The organism is Ktedonobacter robiniae (assembly GCF_016587375.1).
Taxonomy (GTDB): Bacteria; Chloroflexota; Ktedonobacteria; order Ktedonobacterales; family Ktedonobacteraceae; genus Ktedonobacter; species Ktedonobacter robiniae.
In genome coordinates, this window is sequence record NZ_BNJG01000003.1 from 33074 (window position 1) to 56173 (window position 23100).

A 23100-nucleotide genomic window follows, 5' to 3' on the forward strand; every position below is an offset into this window, starting at 1 on the left:
GAGATCTGAGCGTAGAAGTAAAATGACATTAGGGTTTTGGGGTAATGTCGAATAACAGAAATCATTCCACAGGTGACATCGTACGGCAGCAAGCACATCGGTGAATGTCGCCTGCCGCTTTCGATACCACGCTGTAGGCGCCATCACCAACGAGCTTGATAGCTCGGTCGGGAAGCCATCGTCGGACCACCTTTCCCACCTGCTGGGTCCATTCTGGGACCGTTTTGTGTCGGCGCCCCAGGGCTGTATCCACCTCTTCTGGGGTCAACAAGACGCAGAGAAAAGGAAGTGCCCATGGCCGCCTTGTCCAGGGGGTGACGATGAGCATCAGGCAGAGCCACTTCAACCCACGGCTGATCCTTTTGTGCTTCTCTGACGAGCGGACAGGGTCATGGTAGTAGCCACACTTGGGAATGCGCGGTCCCCATCGCCGCTCTCGCATGCGCGTCTACCACCAATTCTACAGGTCCCTCTGCAGGAAGAAACGTCCGTACAAGAAGCAAGAACAAGACCCGACTGACCAGAAGAGGGGACCAACGCGCCCGGCTCAAAACATGGTGGAACAGATTGAAATGTCTTTCCTCTTGTCGTCCTACAGCTCGTAGAGCTACCGTGACGGTCCTACGCCCATGCGCGAGGAGTGTTCCTTCAACAAGCAGCACAACCTTTTGCCACGTTGGTCTGGTAAAAGCAGATTGAAATGGGGCTAAGAACCTCGCAAGAGGATGTGATAACAATGGAAGAAACCTCCTTTTCTCGCACAGAGGCTGTTGGTCTCATGCAGGGTAAATGGTGATCTTCTGCGCACTCATTTGCTTGAGCTTAACTCGTTGCGCAACCCGTGGGATTTTGGAACGTTGAATTCAACGGCGCAGCCAACACGCCAGTGGATTCGCAATGGCAGTTTGACCTTGGCACCGGCTGGGGTAACAATCAGCAGGAGACAGATACAAATAGCACAGCCAACATTTATCAGGATGGGAATGGCCATCTGGCGATTAAGGCTATCAACACTAATGGCTCCTGAACTTCGAGGCGTATCGAAACCGTGGCTAGTAGCTTCGCTGCTCCGGCAGGCGGAGAACTAGAAGTGACCGCCTCTATCCAGTTGCCCAATGTAACTGGCGCTGCTGCTCAGGGCTATTGGCCAGCCTTCTGGCTGCTTGGAGCGCCTATACGCAATGGCGGAGTCTGGCCCAGTATTGGTGAGATCGACGCTATGGAGAGCGTCAATGGGACCAATGTAGAGTATGGCACGCTGCACTGCGGCGTTAATCCCGGCGGCCCCTGTAACGAAACAAATGGTCTGGGTGGCAACACCGATTGATCACCTTTCACCCTAAAATGTGTCAACTCGTCGCGCTTACTTCCACTACCTTTCCCCAAAATGTACAAAGTCGAACTATGAACATTGGCAAATTCTGGTGATACATCTCGCTCATGTCCCGCAGATATTGTCAACTTGGCGAAAAAACAGAAGAGCTTTTTTAAGGAGAAGGGAGAAGGGCAGGAAAGAAGCGGAAGATTGGAGAGGATAGTTCGCTGTTAGGCGGCAGTTTGCCCACTGGTCACTTCGTTCCAGACGAGGAAGCGACCCTGCATGAGCACACGATAATCCTCTGCAGTGAGATGGTATCGTTTGGGTCGAAAGTGATCCAAGATCGGTCCAAAAGCGGAGAGGAAGCGCTGGGCCTGTTCAGGGGATTTGAAGCGCCGCATGGTTCTCTCTCGTTGCCTGGTTGGCTGATGCAAACGTTCCGCTCGGTTGTTTAAACCCTTGTGTTGTCGATGCTCCACACTCACCATGATCTCCCTCTTTGCGGCAGCGTAACTGCCCAGTTTGTCCGTAATAATCACTCGTGGCACGTATTGCAAGCCTTTGAGCAATTTCCGGAAAAACTTCTTGGCGGCCCTCTTATTGCGACGACTTTGGACCAAGATATCAAGGATGTTGCCATCCTGATCGACGGCTCGCCACAAATAGTGCGTCTTCCCGTTGATTTTGAGAAACACCTCATCCAGGTGCCATTTGTCGCCACAACGAGGGCGACGACGACGCAATTCATTGGTGTAGGTTTGCCCAAATTTCAAACACCATTGCCCAACCGTTTCATAGGTCAGCACGACCCCACGCTCGGCCATGAGTTCTTCGATATCACGGAAACTGAGCGAGAAGCGGAAATAGAGCCAGACGCAGTGACTGATGATCGTTGAGGGAAAGCGATACCCTTTATAGAGGGTTACGGATGGTTGTGTTTTCATGCTAACAGTATGCCAGAGTATCCACCCATTCAGCAAGTTGACAATACCCGCTCGACGCCCACAGCAGGAGAAGAGGACGTGGCGCTATGCGTGGCCACCATCAAACGCATCTCAGGGCCGGTTTGGGTCAAGGGAACAACGGAGCAGTCGTACATGGCACGCATCATTCCGCTTTCTGGATGTCGGCTCACCTGATCGGGGAGCGCGCGAGTCGAAGCTTCACCACCTCCAGCTCCAGGAGGCTGTAGTCACGACTTCGGGTGATGACCCCAAAACCAGCCGTCAGAATATCGATGAGCGGAGCTGCATCACCGTAAAGGCCATCGAGACACAGCAGCACAGAAGTGAGGGGAAGCGCACGCTTGGTCGCATAGCTGGTGATGACCTGGATAGCCCGCAACAACTCTCCTCGATAATCTCCATTGCCTGGCCCACCAAACGTGCCGAGAAACTGATGCGTATGCGCCTGAAGAATGACAGTACGTGTGTGCACAACCTCTCCTCGCTTGCGTCCCTGATAGCCTGGCACGCAGACCTGATCGAAAGACAATGAGGGGCGGGCAGCGACTCAACTTGCGGCAGTGCGCGTTGGCGGGCAGCTTGTCTCGTGCCATCCACATCCACTACCGTCCATTGCTCTCCCGTCCGATCGAACAGACCGCCAGGAGAAGCAAACGGGGTGCGGGCCAGATGAGCACGACCATGAAATCGATCAGGTCGTAGGTCCCAAAGCGTGCTCGGGCAAAGCGCACCTGCTCCTGGATCGCATTGAGGATTCCCGCATGCTCCAGGACTTGAGCAAAGGCGGCTACTTCTCCCATCCAGGAAGGGGTATCGATCCAGATTATAGTATGATCTGGATCGATACCACAGAACGTTACTTCATGACGCGCAAGACGATTTTCCCGCGCAGGTGCTGGCTCTCGCCATGCTCGTGCGCCTGGCGCGCTTCCCAAAGAGGCACCACCATCTCCAGAGCAACACGCACGCGCCCCGAGTCGATTAGTCTGCCAATCTCGCTCAGTTGTGCGGTATCAGGATGCATCAGACAGAGAGAAATGGTCACGGAAACCGAAGCCGCCCGTTCAGCGGAATACTGGCCCAGGAAAATCGGAACCAGCCTGCCGCCTGGTTTGAGAACATCGAGCAGGCGATCACCATTCTTGGCACCCACTGCATCGAGGACCAGATCGACCTCGTGGGCTGCTTGTTCGAGTGGAGTGGTTGTGTAGTCAATGAAGTGATCGACACCGATGTCGCGCAGAAACGCCTCATGGCGTCCCGAGGCCACTCCGATGACCCGCGCCCCCCTGGCCTTTGCCAATTGCACTGCCAGATGACCGACCCCACCAGCAGCACCGTTAATCAGAACGCTCTGTCCAGCTTCCAGCTTCCCATATTCAAAGAGCGCTTGCCAGGCCGTGAGCGCTGCTGTTGGGACGGCTGCCGCATGGAGATGGTCGATGGTTGCTGGTTTGGGGGCCAGATTCGTGGCAAAAGTCGTGGTATATTCTGCATATGCCCCAATGCAAGCGCCGGTCCCTCCCGCAAGAGTTTCTCCAAGGCGCGTTTGACCATACACGGCATCGCCTGGCTGAAACATGATGACACCTGGTCCCACGGCCTCGACGATCCCTGAGACGTCATGGCCCAGAATGAGCGGGAGGGGTGGGCGAGGAGGCCGACGACTCTCCGGGAAGTCTGCAAAGCCGCGACGGGTTTTCCAATCACTGGGGTTGACCCCGGCAGCGGCAACACGAAGCAGCACCTCGTCCGGTCCTGCTATGGGGCGCGGCACCTCCTCGTATGTCAAGACCTCTGGGCCTCCATAGGCATGGATCTGTATCGCTTTCATCGTCGCATTGTTCATGATGCTGTCCATTCTTTTTTCCTGAGCGTCAACTGGTTTCTACAGTTAACACGAGCCTTTTTCTCAATCGTCTTTATCCGCTTGTCATTGTAGGATAAGCAGGATAAAATGTGAAGTAGGCACTCTTTTTTTACCTTGTTTCAAAAAAGAAACTTGCTCTCTCTTAAAGGGGGAAATGGGATGGAGACTCCATTGGAAGAAAAAACATGCGTGTTGCTGGCTCGCGAAGCGCTAGACATCCTGGGGGGGAAATGGTCGTTTCTCGTTCTTGCAAAACTGTCTCTGGGTCCACGACGCTTCAATGCCTTGCGAAAAGCGTTAGAGCCCATCAGCACAAAAGCGTTAACGGATACCCTGCGTCACTTAGAGCACAGCCAGGTCATCCAGCGCCGGGCGTTCCCGACGGTGCCTGTCACCGTCGAGTACTCCTTAACCGAAAAGGGGAAAGATTTTCAAACCGTCCTCTTTGAGATGTACTCCTGGGCCCAGAAATGGGGAAGCTCTCATCCTGAGAGCCATCGAAGCAGTGAAGCTTCTCAAGAAGCCAACAGGATTTCGCTCCAGGAGCGGTCTCTCGAGTAAGACACGGGAAATTTCATGCCGCCAATCCCTCTCTTATTGTTCAGCTATGAGCTCTCGTTGCGCATCCCGTGGGAGAAGCTGCCCTGCCGTCGAGCCACCCAGACACGCGAACAGCGCTCGCGCCAACGCGATACTCAGACTTTGTCCCAGAATACGCCCAGTCGCCAGCAGGCCCGATGCACTGCCCCGCTGCTCATCGGGTGCCGCCCCCAGCAACGCGCTGTTATTGGGCGATTGAAAGAGCGCCTGCCTCAATCCCGTCAGCTCCAGGCGCCAGACGATATCTCCCGGCGAACTCCGCGCATCCAACTGGCTTAGCAAGACCAGTCCGCAGGCCAGTGCCAACCCTCCCGCTGCCAGCCAGCGCGCCGCTGAGGGACGCCACTTCTCAACAGCTCAAGCGGGACGGACGTCAACAGCAGTCCCGCTTGAGCTGTTGAGAAGTGGCACAGTTGTTCCAGATAGAACGGCATCACGAAGCTCACTGCGAACAGCGCCAGATAACTCAAGAGCAGGCTCACCAGGGCTGACGAGAAGACCTGATGGCGCAACAGGCTTAGCATAATGATGGGAGAACGCACCCGCCTCTCGATCAGCGGCAACACGAGCAGCGCCAGCACGCCTGCGGTAAGCATTCCCAGGATGGGCACCGAGGACCACCCCAGCACCTGTCCAAACGAGAGCCCCGCCGTCAGACCCGCCATCCCCAGCGCGCCGAAAGGATCGAAGGCGCCCGCGTGGCGAGGCGTCCGTCCGGGCAAGACGCGCACCGTCGCTGCGATTCCGATCAGGCCCAGGGGAGATTGACAAAGAAGATCCCGTGCCAGCTCCAGGCCGCAAGGATCACGCCACCCAGCGTTGGCCCGATGCTGACTCCCAGCGCGGCAAACACGGCATTGAGCCCAAGCGCGCATCCACGTTCCTGCACCGGGAACGCACTGGTCAATAGGGCGGGGCTGACAGACATCAGCAGCGCTCCCCCAGGCCTTGCAGGCCGCGCGCGACAATCAACACGGGCAAGGAACGCGCCGCCCCGCAGAGTGCCGAACTGCCCGTGAACACCAGGAGCCCGGCCAACCAGACCGTTTTGTGTCCGAACATATCGGCCAGGCGACCAGCCGTCAGCAGGACCGACGCGATGGCGACCAGGTAGGTAATCACCACCCATTCGACCACGCCGCTCAGCGCGACCCCAAAGGCAGTCGCAATGGAGGGCAGGCTGATATTGGCAATACTCGAATCGAGGTTCGCCATGAAGACGCCTACCGCGACGATGGCCAGGATCGCCCACCTGGACGGCCTGGCACGTTCAGAACCAGTCAGAGTGTGCCTCTCTTCGACCTGAACGCCGGTACGGGGCGTCTGCATCTCCTGTACGTTCATCGTCTCTCCCGATTGCTCGTGAGCCACTCCGTGGAGCGCTTCCGCTCGACCATCAGCAGCCTCTTTGCCACCGAAAAGAGGGAGGGCCGAGAGGGCTCGAATGGTTCCATGGTTACGAGGTTCTCTGCAAATGAAAAAACGGGTGGGTCATAGCGGCCCGCTCAAATTCCTCCAATGAAGATTGAGGAGTCACCCCATAGGAGCGGACAAAGGGATTGTCCTTCTTGAAGGCCTCTTTGAGCACCGGTGCCGCTTCTTTGGGAGACAGTTCCCTGGCCGTGAACGTTTCCGTGCGTCGTCCGCGCGTCAGCGTGGCTTCTCTGGCGGCCCGCAGATTGCGTACCCAGTCGACCATCCCATAGGGCGAGCCCAGATAGTACTCATTCTGTCTCATAAGCACGACAATTGGTGTTGTGCGTAGCAGACCACTTTTTCTCCCTCGCACCGTCAATAGGTACATGGGATAGCCCAAGCCGTTGAGCTTGATACCTGTACGCAGTAACGCTGTTATCACTCTATTCCCTACTCGCGCAAAGCGCAGAATCGGTTGTTTCTTTACCATATATACGTGCCTTCTTTCTTTCTTTTTCTATACAGTCTGTCAAGACATCATGCCGGGTAAGTGAAAGCACGTACCGCCTGAATTGAGCCTGGTCAAAAAAACTGCTTGAACACAAGCATAACCCTAACCTATCCATGTGCCTTCACGAGCCGACTCCTTTACCAAGAGCGAGCCAGAAAGCCCCTGTGATTCATCCAGGGGATGAATGGCTCTTCCTTGTTTGGGGTGTGGGAGGCATAGGAGCATACGTTGGGTCATCCCATGCCAGGAAACTATCAACAGCACGTCGCACCAATTCCGCTATGGCCACCCCTTCTTTTTCTGCACGCTGATGAAGGCGCTCCATTTGTTTTTCTGTGAGATACAAATTGGTTCGTTTCATATGCCCCCTTCGCATTGACATACAGCATTTATTGCTGTATAATATAGCAGAGAATGAAGGAAAGGTCAAGGATGCCCATGCTCATCTACGAATACAAACTTGACGGGGAATACCAGCAATATACTTCTATAGATGAAGCTATTCGTATTGTGCAGTTTATTCGCAACAAGTGTCTCCGTCTCTGGATGGATGAGCGCGCAAACAAGAATGATTTGCAATGCTATTGTGCCGTTCTTGCCAAAGAGTATCCTTTTGCGACTTCTCTCAACTCTCAAGCACGCCAAGCCAGTGCCGATCGTGCGTGGTCTGCCATTCAACGCTTCTATGACCACTGCAAAGCCAAGAAGCCAGGAAAGAAGGGATATCCGCGCTTTCAACACGATAACCGCTCGGTCGAGTATAAACAGACTGGCTGGAAGCTTGAGCCTGATGGGCGCCATATCACCTTCACCGATGGCTGTGGGATTGGCCGTCTTCGCCTTGTCGGGACGCGTGACATGGAAACCTTCCCCGTGAAGCAGATCAAGCGTGTGCGGCTCATTCGGCGTGCAGACGGCTATTATGCTCAATTCTGTGTCCAGGCAGAACGCCAGATTGAGCATCTGCCCACTGGCAAGTACGTTGGGATTGATGTTGGCTTGAAAGCCTTCTACACCGACTCGGAAGGTAACACGGTTGAGAATCCTCGCCACTATCGCAAGGCAGAAAAACGTCTCAAGCGACTGCAACGGCGTCTCAGCAAGAAACAGAAGAGGAGTCAGAACCGCAAGAAAGCTCGTCAAGCCGTCGCCAAGGCCCATCTCAATGTCCAAAGGCAGCGCGAAGATTTTGCCAGGAAGCAGGCAAACGCGTTGGTGTCATCTCACGATTTCATTGCCTTTGAAGACCTCCAGATCCGCAACATGGTCAGGAACAGGCACCTTGCCAAGAGCATCCATGATGCCGGCTGGGGTCGATTCCTGACTTGGGTTACCTACTATGCCTCTTTGCATCACGTCCCGGTGATTGTCGTCTCACCCCACTTCACCAGTCAGAACTGTAGTGCGTGTGGCACGCTCGTCAAGAAAAGCTTGAGCATCCGTACCCATGTGTGTCCTGACTGCGGCGTGGTGCTCGACAGGGATCACAATGCGGCATGCAACATTCTGCAAAAAGCGCTCAGTACCATCGGGCAGATGGGAACTGATGCACCAGTGAGTGCATGAAACGCTTCTGGACAGGAAGACCGCTCCTGGCTTTCAGCGATGGGAGTCAGCACGTCGCCTGGATGAAAGAAGAATCCCCCTGGATGTATCCGGGGGAGTGTCAATTAGTGGTCTAAATGTCAATGAAGAGACATAGGTAATATTCCTTTCAACTCGACTTGCTATGTGCGTCATAGCCTGCTGCACATAATGGAAACTCCAACGGAATCAACGGTTCGTGGCGGCCTTGATACTCGTTACCGTTGAAGCATTCGTAGCCGATGGAGTACTGGTCACGGAGCATCCGGTTTTCGCAGCAGAGAGCGGTTGTACCCACTCGCCGCTCTCTGCAGGCGCCACGTCAACCTCCAGGAAGGTGGTTCCGCTCAACTGAGGCATGAACCACCTTCCGATGCGATTACTCTTCCTCAGCTTGGCTCGATCGTGTCAGCGCACCAATGTAGAGGTAGGTGTTTGTCGGCTGCTGACCGGTGAGCGTGGTGGTTCCCGCCCGAAAGGCATTCATGTGTTCGCCGTCGTCGGTCACTATCGCCCAGTAGTGGAATGAGATATCACCGCTGGCCAGGTGGCATGTCTGTGTGGCCGGATCAAGTTCGGCGGTGTCGCCCCGAACGGCGAGTGTCCAGTTGCAGCCATCGGGGGTGTGAGCCAGGATAGTGCCGAGGTCCTTTTTGGTGAACTGGATGCTCCCCTGCTCAAGGAAGACGGTGCCATGGTCCGTAGCTACCACGTTCGTCAGGGTATGGAAGTCCGCTGGATCGTAGCTATACCCGCCGAGGAAGCGTGAGAAGGACTCGGTTCCGCCGACACCGTTGACTCTGGTGCGGGAGCCGGATTTCATCGGAGCGATGAGGTCGATGCCATTGGGCTGATGACTGATGGCAACAATCTCCTCATGTTCCTTATTGCCGTCCACTGTGACCGACCATTTGATGATGTTGCCTACAGAGCCGACGGCGGGGTTGAAGCACTCTTGGGTGGTCGACGAGAGTTCAAGACCAGTAGCAGTGACCCGGAAATTCCAGGTGCACCCCTGGTCAGTATGTCCGTTGACGGTACCGTTCGAGCCTTCTGAAAACAGCACCCAGCCGACCTGGGGGGGTCTTCAATGGCAGAGGGAGTTGGGGGTCGCACTGGCCTCCGCCGTCCGGACAGGCCAGCACGGCAACGTTGTTCAAGGTCGTCAGGTTGGGCTGATCGTAGTTCCAGTAACCCAGGTATTTCTGCACGCTCGGGGCAGGCGAGGCGGAGGCCCGGGTGAGCCCATAGAGCCCGTATGAGGCGCCTACTGCCACCGCGAAAAGGGCGACCAGGCCGAAACGCAGAGCAATGCGTATCCACGCGCGACCGCGCGGTCCAACATGCATGAGTCGTTGTGAGAATGACATGACTCCTCCTTCGAGAAGATTGCGCCTACCACAGGGGATAAGCAACGGAACAGCTTTGTGACGGTAGCAAAAAGAGCGTAGATGACTGTCTGTGAGTGGAGGCTGACCTTGCATCCGCCGATCGGCGCACTTGAGGTCGTCCGCCACAGAGTCCTCTCAGTTCCGAAAGGTGGCGGAGTGCTCAGCTGCCCATTGGGCGAAGGTGAGCGCGGGGCGGCCCAGAAGCCGCTCCAGAGCAGGTGAAGACGGTTCCTGCCGCCCGACGTGGTCGGCCCAATAGCCGATGATCCTGTCAGGGACATCCTCGGGCACACCCTGAGCGAGCAGGGCCTGGCGAAGCTGCTCAGGGGGCACCTCCACCCAGGGCACCTCGCGGCCGATGGCCTCGCCGATCAGGCGAGCCTTCTCGCGCTGAGTGAGGGACTGCGGGCCGGTAAGCACGTAGGTGCGTGCGGTATGCGCGGCGTCCACTAACGCCAGGGCACTGACTGCGGCGATGTCCCGTTCGTGGATGGTCAAGGTTGCCGCGTCACCGTAGACGCCGCGCACTACACCAGCCGCGCGGATCTGAGGTGCCCAGGCCAGGGCGTTGGAGGCAAAGTCCGAGCAGCGCAGGATGGTCCACGGTAAGCCAGAAGCACGGGCCGCATCCTCGACCGCCTTAAAAGCGTTAGCGAAGTGCTGATACCCGACGCCGTACTCGACGGTCACAGCCGATAACACAACCACGCGCTGCACACCCTGCTTAGCGGCCAGCTTCAGCAGTTCAACAGTGGCAGCGCCAGCAGTGGCATCCCCAAGGGCACGCGGGCTGATGAAAACCGCCTCGATGCCGCGCAAAGCCTTTGCCAGCGTCTGTGGGCGAGTGGGGTCGCCTTCCACCACCACAGCACTATCGGGCAGCACGGCGGTGGCGGGATGGCGGGTGACTGCTACAACCTCCTCGCCGGAAGCTCGCAGCAGATTGACAACTTCACGTCCGACGTTTCCCGTCGCTCCAGTAATGAAGATCATGAGAAGTTCCTTATTATCCTTTCATAGGAAACATGCATCCGGCATCGCCTTTTTCTTCTCGAAGCGCGAGGCAAGCCCGGAGGTGTTCGTCTCAGCCCACAAGCGCCCGTTTCAACGCCGCTAAGAGATCTCTTATACCGGCCTGCGCCACCTGTGCGTTGGGAGCCAACACGAAGCCATGGTAGGTACCAGGATAGACGTGGAGTTCCGTTGGCACGCCCGCTCGCATCAGACGCCGGGCATATTCCATATCTTCTTCTAGGAGCAGATCCAGGGAAGCCACGCAGATGAAGGCGGGTGGAAGCCCTGCCAGGTTCTCTGCACGGGCGGCAGCCGCATAGGGAGAAATGCCAGGCGAACCCGGCTGTTCCCCCAGCAGTGCTGTCCAGCCGAACTGATTCGCCTGGGCTGTCCAGAGAAATTCGCCAGTATAAGGATGGGGATCAGCCGTGGTGACGGTGCGGTCATCGAGCATGGGAAAGAGCAGGAGTTGGAACACCAGAGGAATTTCCCCGCGATCATGGGTCAGCAGACCCAGCGCGGCAGCGAGCCCGGCTCCCGCGCTGCCACCGCCAATGGCGATGCGCGTCGGATCGACGCCGAGTTCGCTGGCATGGGTGTACAGCCACTTCAAGGCCGCGTAAGCATCCTCAACCGGCCCGGGATGGGGCGTCTCAGGAGCCAGACGGTAGTCCACTGAGACGGCAGCACACCCGGCGGCTGACACCATGGTCTTGACCAGGAAATCTTCCTGCTCAGGCGCGCCCATGACGTACCCGCCCCCGTGGGTCCAGAGCAACGCGGGCAGTGGCCCCTGCACGGTGGTCGGCAGGTACACCAGCACTCGTACCTCAGGTGCCCCTTCTGGACCGGGGACGAAGCGCTCGCTGACAGCAATGCTGGCGAACTCGGGGCTGTTCACAGGCTGCCTGTTCTGCTTCATCATGGCGCGGATGTGCCCCAGGGATTCTGTGGTGAATTGTATATCAGGAATATGATCAAGCGTGGGCAAAAGTTCAAGGTCAACAAGGTGTCTGGTCGTCATCGTACCTTCTTTTTCAATACGCAAAAAATGGAAAACAATAAAAGAAGAGAAACATACGCATATGTGTTACATTACAGTCAAGACATCACGGAATCATCTTCCACGACGCGTAGCGCGAAGCGCCCACATCCCTGACCGCTCTGCGCGTAGGCATGGGACTGGGCCGCCTCGCGCAGGGCAAACGTCTTGCCCACCGGCACCTTGAGAAAGCCCTCCTCCGCCAGTTGGGTCAGCGTCTCCAGGGGGACCGTTGCCACTCCTTGACTCGTCACCACACGTATCTCACGCGCCTGCACCTGTTCCTGTTCCTCGGGGCGAAGCGCGGCATTTGAGATCAGCGTCCCTCCGTCACGCAGCGCTGCCAGCGCGCTACTCACCGTCGCGCTAGCCCCATGCAGCACCAGGTCCATCCGCTCCGCGGGGGTCGTCGTAATATCCACAAACTGTTCTGCACCCAGGGAGAGTACAAATTCGCGATGCTTCTCCAAAGCGCTGCTGATCACCCGAGCGCCCTTCCATTTCGCCAGTTGTATCGCGAACACGATCATGCCGTTGACGCCCTGGATCAGCACCTGTTGTCCAGCGGTCACCCCTGCATTGTCGAACAGCGCCCGCCAGGCGGTGAGCGCTCCATCCGGGAATGCGGCCGCCTCAATGAAACTCAATGCCTTTGGCTTAAGCGCGAGTGCTTTGACCGAAACCGAGACATACTCGGCATAACCGCCTCTGGCGACCCGCCCAAGCACCGCTTGCCCGAGCAGATCAGCGGCCACCCCAGGCCCCACTTCTTCGACGACTCCTGCCACTTCGACACCAGGAATAAATGGAAAGGTGACAGGCTGAGACTCCTTGAACACCCCCTGAGGGATGAGCCAATCTTTGGGTTGCAGGCCTACGGCATGAACCCGCACCAGCACACAGCCCTCCTCCGGGACTGGGCGGGGCGTCTCTTCCAACCGGAGCGATTCAGAGCCACCATAACTATGAGTGAGCATAGCTCGCATCATCTGAGTTGCCATCGTTATTCTTATCCTTTCTTACTCAAGCGTTTGTATCCAATTCACCAATGCCTGCCCCACCTCGTCAGGAGCGTCCTCCTGGGGATAATGGAGTCCGTGCGCAATCATCTCGATCTGCGCGGGCCAGGCCCGGCAAACCGCCAGAGAATTCGGGGTCATATTGCCTGGCTCAGTGCGAATAAACAATTTGGGAATGGGGTTATGGGAAAGCCATTCCCCATAGGTCGCAACAATCTCGGTGACATCAGCAGGCTCGCCATCAAAGGGAAGCTGACGTGTCCAGGAGAGGGTGGGACGACGCCCTTCACCAGGATCTGCAAACGGGCGGCGATACGCTTGCATCTCTTCCTCGCTCAAGGTGCGCTGGATCGTCGCGGGCAGGTACACCTCGATAAACGAGTTCTGTTCTAGTACCACCTGTTCGCCCGCAGGAGATCGCAAGTTCTGGAAGCTCTTGCGCACGCGCTCGGGCATCTCATCCCATTTCCTAGAGGCGACCACCGCTTCCATATAGGCGAGACCTTTCACTGCATCTGGATGACGATAGGCCCAGTCGAAGGCCAGAGCCGATCCCCAGTCATGCACGACAAAGGTGATGCGCTCCCGAACGTCGAGTTGTTCCAGGAGCGTGTCCAGGTAGCGCCGATGCTCGACGAAGGTATAAGCGTCGGGGCCACTATGGGGCAACTTCGCTGAATCGCCCATGCCAATCAGGTCAGGAGCGATACAGCGTCCGAAGCCCTCCAGAGAAGGGATGATGTTGCGCCAGAGGTAGGAAGAAGTCGGATTCCCATGCAGGAAGACAATCGGGTCGCCGCTCCCGACCTCTGCGTAGGCCATTTGTAGTCCAAGCACCTCTTGAAACTTTTTAGGATAAGGAAAGGTTGCGTTAATCATAAGTGCTCTCGTTCTTTTCTACGAACTACGAGTCTTCTGGATGACCGGTAGTGATGTCGACGGTCTGTGATCTCAAGCAAGAGACGTCGAAGAAAACGTCACATTGCCGGGAAAATGCTTTCTCTTCAACGGTGGACTTCACCAGGAGAAAGCTTCCTCCCGCACGATTTACCTCACAGGGATGCCTCCCGACAAGAGCGTTTGCACCATGCCAGCGACAAACTGCTCTTCGGAGACAGGGAAGGGATTGAGCCCCTGAAAGTGTTGGATAAAAGCATACTGATGGCAGGGACCTAGCAGCAGCGCCGCGAACGCAAACGGCTCGATCTCTGGCTTGAGACGACCCAGACGCTGCTCAGCGGCAACATAGCTGGCAACGATCTCGTAGAGCCCCAATGGTCCACGCTGGTGCTCCTGCAGCCAGAGGCGAAAGTGAGCCAGTAGGTCCATGTCGGCGAATAACGCCGTCGTCAATGGGAGGAGTTTTTGGTAATAACGAATAGCAGCCCGGGCGATTTCCTGGATATTTTCTTCAATGGAGCGTTCTCCAACACGATCCTCCTCAACCACGGTGAAGAACTCCGGCTGGTTTTCTTCAATAGCCGCCAGAATTAATGCTTCCTTGGTCTCAAAGTGGTTATACAGGGTTCCTTCAGCACATCCAGCGGCCTCTGCAATTTCTTTACTGGTCAGGCGAGCCAGGCCCTTTGTTTGCAGCATGCGTTCTGCCGCCTCCAAAATGTATCGACGTGTTCTCATCAGAAAAAACGTTCCTCCTTCCAATGTCTTACGAATTATAGTGAATGCTCACTACAAAAATATAGCATACACTCACCTTTGTAGCACTGGTCAAAAGAACAGGTTTCGCGACCAATCTGTTGCAAAGCTGAAAAGGGCAATGGCCCACACCCCCGCTTTTCTGAAGAAGCTGACGGGAGGCCAAAGCGCTTGTAAATTTCTCCAGCGAGGCTTTGATGCTTTTCCGTAGAATGGAAAACGGCCCGGTCCACGCGGCCAACGACGCCTTCCAGAGGGTGTTTGAGATCCCACCACTCGAAGCTCTCCAGGAGCCACAACGCCATCTCTTCCATTTCCTGTTTCATCCCAACTTCCCAATGCGCGTACATTCAACGTTTAATGACCAGGCCAGGAATTGGGAATGGGGTTCAACACTATTTGCGGCATCGACATCTCCCTGTTTGTGTTTTTATCATCTTCGCGACATCAACACTGCGTACACCTCGTCATCATCATAATGAACTATGGCAAAACGCTCAAACGCGAACTGACGGCTCGAGCTCTCCGCGCTTCTCGCTTGCCTCAAGAGATAGGCGCGATAGTGACGCAAGTAGTGATTCTCAAAGGGAAGCATCTGACCACAAAGAACGCGTAATTCAGTTCGTTGGGCGCTGCCTTTGGGCAGACCATATCCCCACTGCAGCTTTCCCTTCTCAAACATCTCTAGGAGGAAGGGACTCCATTCCCCACCGATCATCTCCTGATAGTGTCCTACGCTCTCACGCTTGGTACCAACATAGCAATCGGTCTGGAGAGTCAGCAAGGCGGTTGCCATGCGGCAAGCGCACTCTACAAGCTCCCGCGTGGCGTAATACGTGTTCTCGGCATCCTCGGCAGAGGCGTGAATGCTTGCCACATGTACAGGCAGCTTGACCAAGTGCTCATACCCATAGAACTCATTCCCTGCTTGCGGATAGGTGAGAGGATACGTCAGATAGTCCTGATGATGCAGGCGAAATAAGAAATCAAGTACGGCGTCAGTCGCGTCACGGGTGTAGGTCTCTCTCGTTGGTAGCTCCATCGTCGGGCGCGTATCACTTCCATAGAGCAACACACTGTTTTGCTTCAAGGCCACACGCATGATACTCTGCTCGTTGCCTTCAGCCAGTTCTTGCTCACAACAGAGCTTGATTTCAAGCCGCAGCGTACTCATCTGCGCGCAGACATGCGCAAGTTCTTGGGCACGTACGATCTCCTCTGGCGCGACAAATGCTTCCCCAAACAGGATGTACATATCAATATCGCTACCAACCACGGGACAGCGATCAGCGTAGCTACCAAGAAGATAGTAACCGCGCACACGCCCTGAGAAAACACGCTCATAGCGCTGGATAGTGTTGACAAGAGGTTCATCAACAGCCGACGTCCCTGTTTCGTAGAAGAGTTGCACCATATCCCTTTTTTCCTTGTTGCACGTATTTTTCACGGCAGTATAGCGGTATGGCATGGTGGAGTCAAGCTTCTTGATCGTGAAAACCTTCACGCCCACGCCCTCCCCCCAAACCATCTCCTCGCCTTCCGCACTCTTTGAATGACATTAGGAATAGCATGGCCAACAGAGCAGACAGAGCCAGAAGAGGGACTATCAGAGATCACCATCCAAGGGCATTAAGGACACTATTCCTGAGATTTCTCCACAACATCTCCTCCCGCGAGCACACCCAGTAGGATCCCACCAATGGTGTCTTTCTTCCCATATTTCCTGTCTTTTGAGCATTCCCGCTATGACACCTCCTCTTCGCAGAGAAGCTTATGAGCCGATTCCGCCATTAGAACGCATGGAAAAAGACAGTTCACTGGTAGGGCAAAGACACGTTTTGTGGGAATCCTGTCGGCTGATGACACGTTTCTTGGGAAGCAATGACATGAATAGAGGGATTTTTCGCGCGAGGTGAGCTGGGCCAATGACACCAATTCTGGGATCCTACAGAGGATGAATCCTACAAAGAATCCTCAAGTATGTTTTTAAGGCTATAGGAACTTGAGCGAAAGATATATAAGCCAAAAGGAACTGCGCTACAGCGGAGTGTAAAACAATTGAACCGAATAGCTGAACCATTCTTCTCCTCCTTGACAGCATTTCTGTGCCTGTGCTATTCTCTCTGTGGAACTTACTGATCGTTTAGTAATTTACTAAGGAGTCGTGCCATCATGGAACAACCGGTGAAGCAACAGGTGGGGCATGCATCCTCCCCTGTGGACCAGGAAACCCGACGGCAGATTTTGACCAAAGCGGCAGATCTGTTTCTGGCGAAAGGCTATAAAGGCGTGTCCATGAAAGAGATCGCCGAAGCCGTCAAGGTCACCTCCGCTGCCTTGTATTACCATTTTCCCAAAGGGAAGGAAGATCTCTTCACCAGGATGATCCAGACCGTGTTCGTGGACGAGGGAGTGGCCGGGATCGATCAGGCTCTTGCCGCGACCCAGGATGTCCGAGAACGGTTGACGCTGCTCACTGCCGCATTGCTCTCCCTTCCCCTTGACGAGCGCTTGAGCATGCTGTTACGCGATGCCAGAGAACATCTCAAGGACCCGGAACACCAGCAGGTCATCCTGTCCTTGCTCGACCGGATCAGACAGCAGGTCACGGGTCTTTTTCAAGCCGCCCACGATGCGGGAGTGATTCGCTCTGATCTGCCAGTCAACGTCTTGGTTGGTCTCTACATGGGCATGCTGCGGGAGGCGAAGAGCCTGCCAGGGACGCATCCGGCGGCCTCCCTGGTCAGTGTGCTGTTCGATGGCATCGCGGATCGGGAGCAACGGCCTCTGCCCTGATATATTTCTCGCAGCAACTTACTAAACGATAAGTAACCTCTCGACTCGTGCATCTATCGAGAGAGCCTCTTCTTGCAGAAAGGAATAATTGCAACATGAGATCCCATGGTTTCTCCGTTCTCCCAGATAGGAGGCCAACACAAGGAGGTGCCTATGTCCCTTTCTCCTGACCGGCTTCCGGCATCCCAGGCACAACCTTCCACGGGTTCTGCTCCAGACAGCGCCTCGGGCGCCTTCGCCATTGAGACGCATGGCTTGAGCAAGCATTTTGGGAAGCTGACTGCTGTCGATGGACTCACCATCAGCGTTCCTGCCGGAACCATTGCTGGTTTTATCGGTCCCAATGGAGCCGGGAAAACGACCACCATTTGCCTCCTGCTCGGACTGGTCCGACCAGACGCAGGAAGCGCGACGATTTTGGGCCAGCCGCTGACCCATTCGCTTGGCTACCTGTCGCGTGTTGGGGCTCTGATCGAAGCGCCCGCCTTCTATCCGAGTCTCTCCGGGCGGGCCAATCTGGAAGTGCTTGCCCGCCTTGGCGGCTACCCCAGTTCCCGCGTGCGTGAGGTGCTCGATCTGGTGGAGCTCTCCGATCGAGCGCGCGACCGGGTTGGGAGCTATTCTTTGGGCATGAAGCAGCGGCTCGGGGTCGCTATGGCGCTGCTTCCCGATCCCGACCTCTTGATCCTGGATGAACCGGCCAATGGCCTCGACCCCTTGGGCATCATCTTGACCCGCGATCTGCTGCGCCGTCTGCGCGAACAGGGCAAGACCATCTTCCTCAGCAGCCACTTGCTGGGAGAACTGGAGCAGGTCGCGGATTGGTTGGTCATGCTCCATCAGGGCAAGGCGCTCTACAACGGCCCCGCCCGCGCTTTCCTGGACCAGCATCAAGGGGTCAGTTTTGAAGAGCGTTTCCTGGCACTGTTGAAAGGAGAGCAACAATGACCCCACTCACTCCCCTCCTGCGTGCGTTTCGCAGTGAGGTGCTCAAGTGTCGCCGCTGGAGTATGTTCGCCGGGACCGGGATCATGCTGGCTGTCAGCGCCTTTTTTACCTACCTGACCTTCCATCAAATTACGTCTGGTGCCACCGGCCAGGAGGTAGATCCTCTCGCTCACGCATTTCCCACCGAGCTTGGGCTGATTACGGTGGTGGGACAGGCGCGCTCGTTCATCATTGTTGTCGCGCTCATCATCGTCACGGCGAACCTGGCTGCCGAGTGGTCCCAGGGCACCTGGCGCAACCTGCTGGTGCGCGAGCCGCGCCGCCTGCGGCTGCTCGCCGGCAAAATGCTGGCGCTGCTGCTCTTTGTCCTCTGTTCCATGACGCTGACCCTGGTGGCAAGTAGCGTGCTCGTCCTTGTCGTCGCCCACGCTCAAGGCGTCCAGACCGCTGCCTGGACCTCGTCGGCAGGGCTGAGTGCCTGGCTTGCCTTCTTTAGCAACGAGGTGCTCTGTCTCGTCGGGGTCTGCCTATTGGGCATGCTGATCGCGGTCCTGACGCGCTCAACAGGCATAGCAGTTGGAGTCTCCCTGGCCTACGTCCTGGTCCCGGAGGGCATCATCGCGATGGTGTGGCAATCAGGGTCGCGGTGGTTCCCGATTCGCACCTTCAACTTTTTGCCCGGCTCGGTGTTTCCCACCGATGTTGGTCCCATCCCTCCCCAGGGCTATGCCGCTGCCTTACTGGTCGCGCTGGTGTGGATGATGGTCTTTGTCGTGGGAAGTTTCGTGGCCTTCCGCCAGCAGGATATCAATGCCTAGCAGAGGAAAGGAAGCGTCATGCCTGCACACATACCTGGAAATGAGTTCCCTGAGCATCCATCCGCAGCGATGCATCAGGAGCACAAGGATGAGGAAAAGCACGTAGAGGTGATCGGCAATGAGCGGCTAACCGCGCTGGTCAGCCTTGTGCTCCTGATGCTGATCATCGTGGAACTGGTGACGTCAGCATTCTTACGCATCTGGCTTCCCGCCCATACCGTTGTCGGAGTTCTGCTGGTTGGCCCGCTCCTGGTGAAGATGGGCTCAACGGGCTGGCGTTTTCTGCGCTACTACACCGGGGCACCCACCTACGTACGCCGGGGACCGCCGCCCCTGGTCCTGCGCGTGCTCGGCCCGGTGCTGCTCGCCACCACACTGGTGATGGTTGGCAGTGGGATTGGACTTGTCGTAACCGGCCCGATCCAGCTGTTCCTTCTGGCACATGTGTTTAGCGCACTGCTCTGGCTTCCGTTGATGGCGGTCCATAGCCTCGCGCACTGGTCGCAGGTTCCCCGGCGCCTCGCCGATGACTGGAGCAGCAGGCTCGGTCCTCATTCCCAGATTGGACGCGGACTGAGGCTGGGCGTGAACCTTGGTGCATTGTTGCTCGGCGTCATCGGGGCATGGCTCTTGTTCCCTGCGGCGACCCCGTTGTTTGCGTGGAGTCAGACGAACGCCATTGGCGTGGGTCCGTTCCTCGTGGGCATGGGTGCTGCTCTCCTGGTGGGGCTGATCACTAGGCCGTGGAAAATGGAGAAGGTTGGTTAAGGGGGCGTAGGGGTGGGCGCTCTCAGTGCGTCGGGTCTGCTCAAAGAGATGCAGACTCGACGCGCCATCGCTGTCTTTTTGTTCCGTCTCATTTCTTTGCAGGAGCCAGGTGATGAAGGCATATTCTCAGGATTCCCGCGAGCATGTGTTGCAAGCGGTGGACTCCGGCTATCCCAGGGTTGAGATTGTTCGGCTGTTTGGGATTTCTCTCTCCACGCTCAAGCGGTATGTGAAGCAACGACGAGAGGAAGGACATGTTCGACCCAAAGCCATTCCTGGTCGCCCACCGAAGAAACGGACACAAGTGGAGGCTGGCGTGCTCCCCTATTTGTGACTTAAAGCAATTAATGGCCGCCAAAAAAAGCATAACTTGGCCGATAGCCTGAACTATTCAAGCTCAAAATTTGCTGTGTTAAAAAAGCAATTTGTGGCCGAAAGTGCAAAAATAAAGCGTAAATTGGCCGGAAGTATAGTTTTCCAGATTGGTTTGTATCGGCTTCTGAAGGGCTTTCTACTTTTAGACTCAGCCAGAGCAGAGCAGTTTGAGCGGAAAATTCCGTTTCGGAAGCGTAGATAGAAAACCGTATCGTGACCGAGGTGGCCGATTAATGCTTTGTGTCACACTATTACAGGCGCATGTCGACGCGACGCTGGAACAACACTGTGCCATGTGGGAGCAAGCGCAAGGGGAACGGGTGAGCCGGTGGACCATGAGTCGAGTCATCAAACGGTTGGGCTGGACGCGAAAAAAAGTCGATTGGGGCGACGGAGCGCAATGCAGAGGAGCGTGCCACGTGGTGCGAGAACGCACAAAAGCTTCCGACAAACGAACTGGTCTTTCTTGATGAGTGCGGTTCCAACATTGCCTTAACGCCCCTGTATGCGCGAGCGCCCAACGGCCTTTGAACTGTATGTCGAACAGATTTTGGTCCCCAGTCTTCATGCCGGGCAGATTGTGATTATGGACAATCTCCAGACCCACAAAAGCGCGCGAGTGAGAGCGGCGATCGAGGCGAAAGGCTGTCAGCTCCTCTTTTTACCGAGCTATTCACCTGACCTTTCTCCGATTGAAGAAGCGTTTTCCAAACTCAAAACCGCCTTACGTCGAGCTGGAGCCAGAACCAGAGAGGCCCTGGAAGAAGCCCTTAGCCACGCATTGCTGACCATTACCGCTCAGGATGCACATAGATGGTTCCAGCACTGTGGCTATCCTCCTCCTGGTCAAGAAAGGCAGAGTTAGACATAGTCCAATTTTTTAGCACGCCGCTGTAGGATGCTCCACATGAGGAAGATAGAGACATCCTAACACAGTCCTGGGGAAGAACTCAAAGGGTATTGTCAACTTAATTACAATTGTAGAGCTTATAGAAGAGAAACAGACCTCAAAGTGGGGATTGTGCCCTATTTCTTGCCCTTGTTTGTTCGAGAATTCTGGCTGATATGGCATCGAAGTGGTGAAAGCTCATCAACAAAAAAATTTAAGTTGACAATACCCATAGACGAGATATTGCTCCAACATGGAGAGGAGGAGAAGCTTTGCTAAACAGCTGGAAAAGGTTGAAGTCTTGAGTCAGACTCCGAAAGAGCCGTCAATTTGGATACGGTATCTGTCCCCGAGACAGGAATGGAAACAATCATGCGTAAATCGGGATGATCTGCGACGTGAAAGGTCATTGCAGGCATGGCTCTCCCCACAACACACAAGTACCCTCCTCCACTTCCACCACACAAGGAGCCTCACACCGCCCGGCCAACATGACTACACGCAAATCTATGCGATATCCCATGCATTCTACACACGCACAAATCTAAGTGATCCTGGTCGCGGGTGTCTCGATGAGACACCCGCGATGCGTTTTACCCCGCCGCTTGATTATTTGACCGGTGCACTAGGGTTTCCTGTCTTGAGGCAGGGGGAGGATGTCAATGAGACAAGTAATACTACTCATCGCACTAAGTTGGTGTTATGTTTAGCGTCCCTTACTGCGCATTTCCAAGCGACGCAACGGATAATAGACGATCGATGCCGTAATGATTGCCAAGGGGAAGCCAATATCTGCGTCCGCGAGCAGATGCGACAGGGGCCCTTCATAACCAATCACTGATGCTTGATTGATTCCTAAAGCCGCGATAGCCAGGCCCAGTATTAAGGCCACAATGGCCGCAATACCCAGAGGCAACTTCTTCGCATTCGCGTAATCATCCAGGGGATATTGCCCCTTGCGCAACAGATGTTCAATCAGCACAATAGCGCACCAGGCACCCAGCCAGTAGGCCATCAACAGCAAGAACCCCTGCAAATTAAGGTTGAGATTCGACTGGACTAACAGAGCCACAGCCAGGTAGCATAATGCACCAACCACCGTCAGCACCCAACGCTTTACCCTGACACCAACTGCTTGCACGGAGAGTGCAAAACTATAGTCTGTTGGCACATTATTGGAGATGATGCTGATTGCCAGCAGCAAGATCACAATGCTTGCGATAGGGCCATTACCGAGAAGATCGACAATCAGTTTGCCAGTATCGGGAAGAGCCGCCGTGGGGGCTAGCGATGTAATCAGCAAGGTTCCCAGGATCTCAAGGACAATATTGGCACCAAGAATGCCAATGAAGGAATAGGAGAAAACCTTCTTACTCGATGTATTTGCCGGCTGGTGGCGTGTATAGTCAGCGGCATAGGATGCCCAGCCCACGGCGTAACCGAAGACAGTGCCACCGAAGGTCAGCACGCTCGCGAACAGGGGCAAGCCTGCAACAGTCATAGGGAGATCTACGTGGTAATGACCTGTACCAGCAAAGAATACATACCCAAACAAAAGAAACATCGGAATCCAGGCGAAGCGCTCAAAGCTGTGGACAATGAAATAACCAAAGGTGCTGACAAGCACTGTTGCGACCACCAGAATGATGAGCCCAACCCAGAAAGGAATAGCCCCTCCACTCCAGGCTGTGAGCAGGCTGGCACCAATGGCCGAGTTCACTGCGTTCCAGCCAATGCCAGTCAGAGCGTTAAAGGCCGCTGGAAGCTTCGCTCCCTGAAAACCAAAGGCAAAGCGAGAGAGAGGCATCTGAGCCAGACCTGTTTTGGGTCCGAGTGTGCTCAGAAACGCGACCAGCAGCGCCGCCAGAGCGTTAAAGACAAGGATGACCACGACTGAACCCCAAAAACCTAGCCCTGAATAGAAACTTAGTGCTCCAAGAGCCACAGTCGCAATCACCGAGTTAGCGGACCACCATAGCCACATAGTGTCTGCTAACTGCGTATGGTGACGCTCATCCTCACCAATGCGTTCAATACCAGTAACCTCAAAGCCCGTTGTCGTTCCGGGCTTCGTTCCCACTGACGCTTGCTCAAGCTCGGAAATATTTCCTGCTTCCATA

Annotated in this window: 31 protein-coding genes and 2 pseudogenes; 11 read left to right on the forward strand and 22 right to left on the reverse strand. The window is 55.6% G+C overall.

What is annotated here, in order from left to right:
- Nucleotides 1-61: 61 nt before the first annotated feature.
- Nucleotides 62-442: a hypothetical protein gene (locus tag JMJ04_RS47245; RefSeq protein WP_236039013.1), complete on the reverse strand. Its 381-nt coding sequence runs from the start codon at nucleotides 440-442 to the stop codon at nucleotides 62-64.
- Nucleotides 390-662, reverse strand: a complete 273-nt coding sequence (locus tag JMJ04_RS47250) for a transposase (protein WP_236038692.1) — start codon at nucleotides 660-662, stop codon at nucleotides 390-392. Before JMJ04_RS47250 ends, JMJ04_RS47245 begins: the two co-directional genes overlap by 53 nt.
- 224 nt (nucleotides 663-886) lie before the next feature.
- Between JMJ04_RS47250 and JMJ04_RS32520 the strand changes: the two genes are divergently transcribed.
- Both JMJ04_RS32520 and JMJ04_RS32525 read left to right on the forward strand, forming a co-directional pair.
- Complete coding sequence (locus tag JMJ04_RS32520) at nucleotides 887-1027, forward strand: hypothetical protein (protein WP_201374576.1); 141 nt, start codon at nucleotides 887-889, stop codon at nucleotides 1025-1027.
- A gap of 21 nt (nucleotides 1028-1048) precedes the next feature.
- A complete protein-coding gene (locus JMJ04_RS32525) occupies nucleotides 1049-1327 on the forward strand; it encodes a LamG domain-containing protein (RefSeq protein ID WP_201374577.1) in 279 nt (92 codons plus the stop codon).
- 218 nt (nucleotides 1328-1545) lie between these two features.
- Here JMJ04_RS32525 and JMJ04_RS32530 read toward each other — a convergent pair whose 3' ends face one another.
- The gene (locus JMJ04_RS32530) at nucleotides 1546-2262 is read right to left on the reverse strand and encodes an IS6 family transposase (protein WP_201374578.1); all 717 of its coding nucleotides are present in this window, start codon (nucleotides 2260-2262) and stop codon (nucleotides 1546-1548) included.
- A 9-nt stretch (nucleotides 2263-2271) separates the two neighbouring features.
- Between JMJ04_RS32530 and JMJ04_RS47255 the strand changes: the two genes are divergently transcribed.
- Nucleotides 2272-2457, forward strand: a complete 186-nt coding sequence (locus JMJ04_RS47255; protein WP_236038694.1) for a hypothetical protein — start codon at nucleotides 2272-2274, stop codon at nucleotides 2455-2457.
- On the opposite strand, the gene JMJ04_RS47260 is transcribed toward JMJ04_RS47255, so the two are convergent.
- The 3 genes from JMJ04_RS47260 to JMJ04_RS32540 all read right to left on the reverse strand — a co-directional run bounded on the left by JMJ04_RS47260 (nucleotide 2450) and on the right by JMJ04_RS32540 (nucleotide 4132).
- Complete coding sequence (locus JMJ04_RS47260; protein ID WP_236038695.1) at nucleotides 2450-2755, reverse strand: hypothetical protein; 306 nt, start codon at nucleotides 2753-2755, stop codon at nucleotides 2450-2452. The two genes, JMJ04_RS47255 and JMJ04_RS47260, sit on opposite strands and share 8 nt — an antisense overlap.
- A gap of 130 nt (nucleotides 2756-2885) precedes the next feature.
- A complete protein-coding gene (locus JMJ04_RS47265) occupies nucleotides 2886-3218 on the reverse strand; it encodes a hypothetical protein (RefSeq protein WP_236039016.1) in 333 nt (110 codons plus the stop codon).
- A complete protein-coding gene (locus tag JMJ04_RS32540) occupies nucleotides 3140-4132 on the reverse strand; it encodes an NADP-dependent oxidoreductase (protein ID WP_420799558.1) in 993 nt (330 codons plus the stop codon). The genes JMJ04_RS47265 and JMJ04_RS32540 overlap by 79 nt, the downstream gene beginning before the upstream one ends.
- A gap of 180 nt (nucleotides 4133-4312) precedes the next feature.
- Here JMJ04_RS32540 and JMJ04_RS32545 point away from each other — a divergent pair, with 180 nt between their 5' ends.
- Complete coding sequence (locus tag JMJ04_RS32545) at nucleotides 4313-4714, forward strand: winged helix-turn-helix transcriptional regulator (protein ID WP_201374580.1); 402 nt, start codon at nucleotides 4313-4315, stop codon at nucleotides 4712-4714.
- 33 nt (nucleotides 4715-4747) lie between these two features.
- Here JMJ04_RS32545 and JMJ04_RS32550 read toward each other — a convergent pair whose 3' ends face one another.
- The 5 genes and pseudogenes from JMJ04_RS32550 to JMJ04_RS32575 all read right to left on the reverse strand — a co-directional run bounded on the left by JMJ04_RS32550 (nucleotide 4748) and on the right by JMJ04_RS32575 (nucleotide 7062).
- A complete protein-coding gene (locus tag JMJ04_RS32550) occupies nucleotides 4748-5059 on the reverse strand; it encodes an MFS transporter (RefSeq protein ID WP_201374581.1) in 312 nt (103 codons plus the stop codon).
- Entirely contained in the window at nucleotides 5029-5475 is a 447-nt protein-coding gene (locus tag JMJ04_RS32555) for an MFS transporter (protein WP_201374582.1), read from the reverse strand. Before JMJ04_RS32555 ends, JMJ04_RS32550 begins: the two co-directional genes overlap by 31 nt.
- Nucleotides 5476-5501: 26 nt before the next feature.
- Nucleotides 5502-6097 (reverse strand): annotated as a pseudogene (locus tag JMJ04_RS32565) (MFS transporter).
- 112 nt (nucleotides 6098-6209) lie between these two features.
- Nucleotides 6210-6659 (reverse strand): nitroreductase family deazaflavin-dependent oxidoreductase, encoded by a 450-nt coding sequence (locus tag JMJ04_RS32570; protein ID WP_201374585.1) that lies wholly within the window; start codon nucleotides 6657-6659, stop codon nucleotides 6210-6212.
- A gap of 190 nt (nucleotides 6660-6849) precedes the next feature.
- Complete coding sequence (locus tag JMJ04_RS32575) at nucleotides 6850-7062, reverse strand: ribbon-helix-helix domain-containing protein (RefSeq protein WP_307811788.1); 213 nt, start codon at nucleotides 7060-7062, stop codon at nucleotides 6850-6852.
- A 56-nt stretch (nucleotides 7063-7118) separates the two neighbouring features.
- Here JMJ04_RS32575 and JMJ04_RS32580 point away from each other — a divergent pair, with 56 nt between their 5' ends.
- A complete protein-coding gene (locus tag JMJ04_RS32580) occupies nucleotides 7119-8246 on the forward strand; it encodes an RNA-guided endonuclease InsQ/TnpB family protein (protein ID WP_201376117.1) in 1128 nt (375 codons plus the stop codon).
- Between the two features lie 207 nt (nucleotides 8247-8453).
- Here JMJ04_RS32580 and JMJ04_RS32585 read toward each other — a convergent pair whose 3' ends face one another.
- The 9 genes from JMJ04_RS32585 to JMJ04_RS32625 form a co-directional block, all read right to left on the reverse strand.
- Entirely contained in the window at nucleotides 8454-8624 is a 171-nt protein-coding gene (locus JMJ04_RS32585) for a hypothetical protein (protein WP_201374587.1), read from the reverse strand.
- A gap of 19 nt (nucleotides 8625-8643) precedes the next feature.
- Nucleotides 8644-9087: a hypothetical protein gene (locus tag JMJ04_RS32590; RefSeq protein WP_201374588.1), complete on the reverse strand. Its 444-nt coding sequence runs from the start codon at nucleotides 9085-9087 to the stop codon at nucleotides 8644-8646.
- A gap of 196 nt (nucleotides 9088-9283) precedes the next feature.
- Nucleotides 9284-9634, reverse strand: a complete 351-nt coding sequence (locus tag JMJ04_RS32595) for a hypothetical protein (protein WP_201374589.1) — start codon at nucleotides 9632-9634, stop codon at nucleotides 9284-9286.
- A 156-nt stretch (nucleotides 9635-9790) separates the two neighbouring features.
- Nucleotides 9791-10648 carry an NAD(P)H-binding protein gene (locus tag JMJ04_RS32600; RefSeq protein ID WP_201374590.1) on the reverse strand — a complete coding sequence of 286 codons (858 nt, stop codon included), beginning with the start codon at nucleotides 10646-10648 and terminating at the stop codon, nucleotides 9791-9793.
- Between the two features lie 91 nt (nucleotides 10649-10739).
- Nucleotides 10740-11693 (reverse strand): alpha/beta hydrolase, encoded by a 954-nt coding sequence (locus JMJ04_RS32605; protein ID WP_201374591.1) that lies wholly within the window; start codon nucleotides 11691-11693, stop codon nucleotides 10740-10742.
- Between the two features lie 77 nt (nucleotides 11694-11770).
- Complete coding sequence (locus JMJ04_RS32610; RefSeq protein ID WP_201374592.1) at nucleotides 11771-12712, reverse strand: NADP-dependent oxidoreductase; 942 nt, start codon at nucleotides 12710-12712, stop codon at nucleotides 11771-11773.
- An 18-nt stretch (nucleotides 12713-12730) separates the two neighbouring features.
- Nucleotides 12731-13609, reverse strand: coding sequence for a haloalkane dehalogenase (locus tag JMJ04_RS32615; protein WP_201374593.1), 879 nt, complete (start codon nucleotides 13607-13609; stop codon nucleotides 12731-12733).
- Between the two features lie 168 nt (nucleotides 13610-13777).
- A complete protein-coding gene (locus tag JMJ04_RS32620) occupies nucleotides 13778-14368 on the reverse strand; it encodes a TetR/AcrR family transcriptional regulator (protein ID WP_201374594.1) in 591 nt (196 codons plus the stop codon).
- A gap of 451 nt (nucleotides 14369-14819) precedes the next feature.
- Nucleotides 14820-15800 (reverse strand): hypothetical protein, encoded by a 981-nt coding sequence (locus JMJ04_RS32625; protein ID WP_201374595.1) that lies wholly within the window; start codon nucleotides 15798-15800, stop codon nucleotides 14820-14822.
- Between the two features lie 758 nt (nucleotides 15801-16558).
- Here JMJ04_RS32625 and JMJ04_RS32630 point away from each other — a divergent pair.
- The 5 genes from JMJ04_RS32630 (at nucleotide 16559) to JMJ04_RS32650 (ending at nucleotide 20050) form a co-directional block, all read left to right on the forward strand.
- Nucleotides 16559-17182 (forward strand): TetR/AcrR family transcriptional regulator, encoded by a 624-nt coding sequence (locus tag JMJ04_RS32630; RefSeq protein ID WP_201374596.1) that lies wholly within the window; start codon nucleotides 16559-16561, stop codon nucleotides 17180-17182.
- 153 nt (nucleotides 17183-17335) lie between these two features.
- The gene (locus tag JMJ04_RS32635; protein ID WP_007917380.1) at nucleotides 17336-18130 is read left to right on the forward strand and encodes an ABC transporter ATP-binding protein; all 795 of its coding nucleotides are present in this window, start codon (nucleotides 17336-17338) and stop codon (nucleotides 18128-18130) included.
- The gene (locus tag JMJ04_RS32640) at nucleotides 18127-18948 is read left to right on the forward strand and encodes an ABC transporter permease (RefSeq protein WP_201374597.1); all 822 of its coding nucleotides are present in this window, start codon (nucleotides 18127-18129) and stop codon (nucleotides 18946-18948) included. Before JMJ04_RS32635 ends, JMJ04_RS32640 begins: the two co-directional genes overlap by 4 nt.
- Before the next feature lie 18 nt (nucleotides 18949-18966).
- Entirely contained in the window at nucleotides 18967-19716 is a 750-nt protein-coding gene (locus tag JMJ04_RS32645; RefSeq protein WP_201374598.1) for a hypothetical protein, read from the forward strand.
- Between the two features lie 112 nt (nucleotides 19717-19828).
- A complete protein-coding gene (locus JMJ04_RS32650) occupies nucleotides 19829-20050 on the forward strand; it encodes a helix-turn-helix domain-containing protein (protein ID WP_201374599.1) in 222 nt (73 codons plus the stop codon).
- A 292-nt stretch (nucleotides 20051-20342) separates the two neighbouring features.
- On the opposite strand, the gene JMJ04_RS32655 is transcribed toward JMJ04_RS32650, so the two are convergent.
- Entirely contained in the window at nucleotides 20343-20579 is a 237-nt protein-coding gene (locus JMJ04_RS32655; protein WP_201374600.1) for a hypothetical protein, read from the reverse strand.
- Nucleotides 20580-20641: 62 nt separating this feature from the next.
- Between JMJ04_RS32655 and JMJ04_RS47270 the strand changes: the two are divergent.
- Nucleotides 20642-20846 (forward strand): annotated as a pseudogene (locus JMJ04_RS47270) (transposase); the annotation flags it as partial.
- 840 nt (nucleotides 20847-21686) lie between these two features.
- Here JMJ04_RS47270 and JMJ04_RS32665 read toward each other — a convergent pair.
- Nucleotides 21687-23099 (reverse strand): purine-cytosine permease family protein, encoded by a 1413-nt coding sequence (locus JMJ04_RS32665; protein ID WP_201374602.1) that lies wholly within the window; start codon nucleotides 23097-23099, stop codon nucleotides 21687-21689.
- Nucleotide 23100 lies beyond the last annotated feature (1 nt).

Excerpts from the sequence above, each read along its gene's own strand:
- JMJ04_RS47245 (WP_236039013.1), bottom strand. The coding sequence starts at position 442 with ATGCGAGAGCGGCGATGGGGACCGCGCATTCCCAAGTGTGGCTACTAC.
- JMJ04_RS32530 (WP_201374578.1), bottom strand. The coding sequence starts at position 2,262 with ATGAAAACACAACCATCCGTAACCCTCTATAAAGGGTATCGCTTTCCC.
- JMJ04_RS47255 (WP_236038694.1), top strand. The coding sequence starts at position 2,272 with ATGCCAGAGTATCCACCCATTCAGCAAGTTGACAATACCCGCTCGACG.
- JMJ04_RS32540 (WP_420799558.1), bottom strand. The coding sequence starts at position 4,132 with ATGAACAATGCGACGATGAAAGCGATACAGATCCATGCCTATGGAGGC.
- JMJ04_RS32545 (WP_201374580.1), top strand. The coding sequence starts at position 4,313 with ATGGAGACTCCATTGGAAGAAAAAACATGCGTGTTGCTGGCTCGCGAA.
- JMJ04_RS32570 (WP_201374585.1), bottom strand. The coding sequence starts at position 6,659 with ATGGTAAAGAAACAACCGATTCTGCGCTTTGCGCGAGTAGGGAATAGA.
- JMJ04_RS32575 (WP_307811788.1), bottom strand. The coding sequence starts at position 7,062 with ATGTCAATGCGAAGGGGGCATATGAAACGAACCAATTTGTATCTCACA.
- JMJ04_RS32580 (WP_201376117.1), top strand. The coding sequence starts at position 7,119 with ATGCTCATCTACGAATACAAACTTGACGGGGAATACCAGCAATATACT.
- JMJ04_RS32585 (WP_201374587.1), bottom strand. The coding sequence starts at position 8,624 with ATGCCTCAGTTGAGCGGAACCACCTTCCTGGAGGTTGACGTGGCGCCT.
- JMJ04_RS32590 (WP_201374588.1), bottom strand. The coding sequence starts at position 9,087 with ATGAAATCCGGCTCCCGCACCAGAGTCAACGGTGTCGGCGGAACCGAG.
- JMJ04_RS32595 (WP_201374589.1), bottom strand. The coding sequence starts at position 9,634 with ATGTCATTCTCACAACGACTCATGCATGTTGGACCGCGCGGTCGCGCG.
- JMJ04_RS32600 (WP_201374590.1), bottom strand. The coding sequence starts at position 10,648 with ATGATCTTCATTACTGGAGCGACGGGAAACGTCGGACGTGAAGTTGTC.
- JMJ04_RS32605 (WP_201374591.1), bottom strand. The coding sequence starts at position 11,693 with ATGACGACCAGACACCTTGTTGACCTTGAACTTTTGCCCACGCTTGAT.
- JMJ04_RS32610 (WP_201374592.1), bottom strand. The coding sequence starts at position 12,712 with ATGGCAACTCAGATGATGCGAGCTATGCTCACTCATAGTTATGGTGGC.
- JMJ04_RS32615 (WP_201374593.1), bottom strand. The coding sequence starts at position 13,609 with ATGATTAACGCAACCTTTCCTTATCCTAAAAAGTTTCAAGAGGTGCTT.
- JMJ04_RS32620 (WP_201374594.1), bottom strand. The coding sequence starts at position 14,368 with ATGAGAACACGTCGATACATTTTGGAGGCGGCAGAACGCATGCTGCAA.
- JMJ04_RS32625 (WP_201374595.1), bottom strand. The coding sequence starts at position 15,800 with ATGGTGCAACTCTTCTACGAAACAGGGACGTCGGCTGTTGATGAACCT.
- JMJ04_RS32630 (WP_201374596.1), top strand. The coding sequence starts at position 16,559 with ATGGAACAACCGGTGAAGCAACAGGTGGGGCATGCATCCTCCCCTGTG.
- JMJ04_RS32635 (WP_007917380.1), top strand. The coding sequence starts at position 17,336 with ATGTCCCTTTCTCCTGACCGGCTTCCGGCATCCCAGGCACAACCTTCC.
- JMJ04_RS32640 (WP_201374597.1), top strand. The coding sequence starts at position 18,127 with ATGACCCCACTCACTCCCCTCCTGCGTGCGTTTCGCAGTGAGGTGCTC.
- JMJ04_RS32645 (WP_201374598.1), top strand. The coding sequence starts at position 18,967 with ATGCCTGCACACATACCTGGAAATGAGTTCCCTGAGCATCCATCCGCA.
- JMJ04_RS32650 (WP_201374599.1), top strand. The coding sequence starts at position 19,829 with ATGAAGGCATATTCTCAGGATTCCCGCGAGCATGTGTTGCAAGCGGTG.
- JMJ04_RS32655 (WP_201374600.1), bottom strand. The coding sequence starts at position 20,579 with ATGTTGGAACCGCACTCATCAAGAAAGACCAGTTCGTTTGTCGGAAGC.
- JMJ04_RS32665 (WP_201374602.1), bottom strand. The coding sequence starts at position 23,099 with ATGGAAGCAGGAAATATTTCCGAGCTTGAGCAAGCGTCAGTGGGAACG.